This window comes from Asticcacaulis sp. (assembly GCF_027484505.1).
Lineage (GTDB): Bacteria > Pseudomonadota > Alphaproteobacteria > Caulobacterales > Caulobacteraceae > Asticcacaulis.
Map to the genome: position 1 here is coordinate 1 of NZ_JAIXSV010000022.1, position 3,286 is coordinate 3,286.

General features: G+C 64.1%; 2 protein-coding genes. Both read right to left on the reverse strand.

What is annotated here, in order from left to right; all coding sequences use genetic code 11:
• The coding region (locus Q0072_RS01365; RefSeq protein ID WP_298324650.1) for a DUF2357 domain-containing protein at window positions 1-1,100 on the reverse strand (1,100 nt) is incomplete at its 3' end.
• Window positions 1,081-3,286: AAA family ATPase (locus Q0072_RS01370; protein ID WP_298324653.1), on the reverse strand; the 2,206-nt coding region annotated here is incomplete at its 5' end. The genes Q0072_RS01365 and Q0072_RS01370, both read right to left, overlap by 20 nt.

Sequence of the window (3,286 nt, forward strand, 5' to 3'; positions counted from 1 at the left end):
GCCACCAGCAGGCACCCCGGCACAGGGCGGACAAGGTCCTGTGCCACCACCTGGAACCCCTGTTCCAATGCCGCATCAATCACGGTCTGGATAACGGACAGGCACCCCCACAGCTCGTACAGGGAGGGCACATCCTTCAGCCCCGTATCCATGGCGCTGTCGGCGAGTTGCACCGTCAACCCGTCCGTCAGTTGCCGCCACAGCGACAGGACATGCGCATAATCGGGCCGGTGGATCATCACTTGGCTGATCTGTGTCGGCGGATGCGCCAAAGGCCCGACACCATCCAGGAACCGGGCCCGACGGCGGGCATTCAACAGGGTCTGGATCAGGGCCGTACACTCATCTTCCTGCGGGGCAAGACGCTGCGACAGGCGGGCCAGCCGCCGGGCGACCATGTCATGCAGATGCCGCAGAAGCCTGTTTTCCGGCACGTCGCAGGTCGTCTCCACCCGCCGGTCATGGATGCGCAGGGGAATACCGTCATCGTCAGGCTCGCGGTCACGATAAAGCGCTTCCCGTAATTGCCGGGGGCCGATGCGCCGTGCCCGTGCCGTCGGCACATCCCACAGCACCTCGCGTAATTGTCGATGGGGGTCCTGCGCGATCCGGAACAGCAGGCGGGCCAACCCGCGATCTCCGTCCACAATGGCGCGCAACCGTTCCAACTCCGCCTCCGCCCCCGTCGGGTTCGGCGGCTGGTTGCCGACCAGACCGGCGAGCGCGCCGCCCCGGCGCAGGCTGGCCACCAACGCATGGGGCAGTCGCTCATCCAGATCCGTCAGTAGCGTGGAAAGCTGCGCTGTCGACAGTTTGGCGGGCGGAATGAATAGACGATGCTTCGCGGTGCCTGCCGCCAGTCCGGTGATGGTGATCTCATAGGTTCCGGCAGCGCTGGGCGGCCAGTCGCAGACGACGCGGGTCAAGCTGCCGAACCGGCGCAGCTGCACAGGACACGACACCCCGTTCACGGCGACGCCCAGCCCCTCCCACTCACCATGCCGACACGGCAGGTGCAGCAGCAATGCCGTCCATTCCCGCCCCGCCCGCACTGCGCCATCCAGCCCCAGGAATGTCAGCTCAGAAGAAGGAGACGGCACCATCGCGCAAACCCTTCCGCATCTGCTCCACCTTCGCGTGGCTCAAGGGGAAATCATGTTGGGTCAGGGTTGCCAGTTTCTGCAACAGCTCGGCCAAGGCGGGATCAAAGCCCCGGATGCGGGGCAGCAGCTTTTGCAGCACCGCCTCGTCAAACGCCTCCTGCCATGTGGCACCCAGGGCCGTAGCGCGGCGCACATAGGCGGCGATATCGTCGGCGGTACGCAGGGCGAAGGGGACGACCGAACCCAGTGCGTCCCACAGGGACAGCAGGATATCGGCATATTCCTGCCCCGCCACATGGGCGGCCAACATGTTGCGGTCCAGCGTCACCTCGATGACCTGGGCGCGGTCATAGACCTTGTGGGCGAAGCCGTGGGTCGTCTCGTCCATATTCACGGTGCCGACGAAGACCAGATTGCGAAACAGGCCCACCTGGGCATCGCCCAGCGCCAATGTCGCCTGGTCGTTCCGGTTGCGCAGTTCCAGGACCGACAGGAAATCAGCGAAGTAATGTTCGGCACGGGCCAGGTTCATCTCATCCAGGATCACATGGAAGGGGCGGACAGAAGTCTTGTCGTCCGCCTGTTCATAGGCCTTGGCCGCACGGATCAGGAAACGGCTGAACGCGGTGTGCTGATACTCGCCACTGGTCGGGCTAACATAACCCAGCAGGTCTTCCCGGCTGGTCCAGTTGGGTGCGACCGGCACCACCAGATATTCGGCCGCCACCGCCTGGGCATAAGCCTCTGCCAACCACGTCTTGCCGGTGCCCGACACGCCGGCCAGGATGACAAAGCCCCGCGTCTTCAGCGCCACATGATAGCGGCGCAGCAACCGTTCCGGCAGCTTCAGCTTCTTCGCCGCGACGGCAGCCACCGTGTCGGCGAATGGTGGCTCGATGTATAAATTGTCGGGGACTTGCATGTCCTCATCATCAATGTCAGTCGGCAGGACAAAGCTGTCGGGTATCGGTCTTTCACCCAAAATGGCGGAGTAGAGGGCGCGATCAACGGGGTAGAGGGCGCAGTTCATCCACGTGGCCCGCACGCCCGGTGGCAGCTTGTCTGTCAGGTTCCGGCGGTACGTGTCGTTCCAGCGTACAGCGACCGTGTGCTGATACTCCGCGCGGTTGGGGTCAAAGCTGTATCCTGGCTCCACGACCTCGCCCATGGCCAGGATCTCGCTGGCGCCACGGCTGGCCAGGACAATGTCCCCCGGTTGCAGGTTGCGGAAGTGCCAAAGCTCCTTGGCCTTCTTCGTCCCCGTGGCCTGACGGGCCCTTGAACCGGCGTATTGGTCGGGATAAGCATCGCGCAGCGCCTGTTTCAGGTCAGCCTGTCCATCGGTGGGATATTCGCGCAGGTCGCCGACCTTGTCCCAGCCGATACAGATCATCCCCTCCCTCCGGCATTCCGGCCAGAAGCGAGCCTGCTCACCGGGGGCGATCTTGAATATGCGCCGCTCGGATTGTGGGTCGGTTGCGTCATCAAAGGCATCCCGCGGTGCCTCCGCATAGGCGCCCGACGCCGCCACCCAGAGGAAACTCTGAACGTCGATCATGTCTTGCGGTTGCCAGCCCCAGTCCTCAAGGCATGTTCGGATACCGGACGCCAAGCGCAGGCAAGCCTCATAATCGCCTGCGTTCAGATGCTCGTCGCTCAACGGTCGCGGGCATCCCAACTGCCGCGCGACATCGTTGAACAAGGTGGTGCGCACGAAAATCTCATGCGCGGGATCGGCCAGCATCAACAGCAGGGTCGGCAGGCTGCGGCTGACCCCTTGCGTGCCGGATGGCATATGGCGGGCCAGGATAGCGACATAGCCGGCGTTGAAGCGTTCCACCCGTGTGGGCGTATCGCCGGTGCTAGAGAGAAGGTCGCGGAACAGGTGGACGGCCTCCAGAGCTTCGGCCCCGCGCAGCCGTCCCAGATGCTCCGTAGCGCGCCAGGATAGCAGGTTCTGGATAGCGGGCGGCTCCCCGACCTTACGCCTGATAAGCACTTGGTGCAGGGCCTGGATGGTCGCCTCAGCCTGGGCGGCATCTTCCGGCGGTGCCGTCAGCAGCGGCAGTAGTTCGGTCTGGAAGATCGCCGCCAATTGCGTCTTGTAATCCCGTTCCTGCCGACGGTAGGTCCCGCTGCTGTCGGTGAAGGTCAGAAAGCCAGTCATATGCGTCAGGAACCGC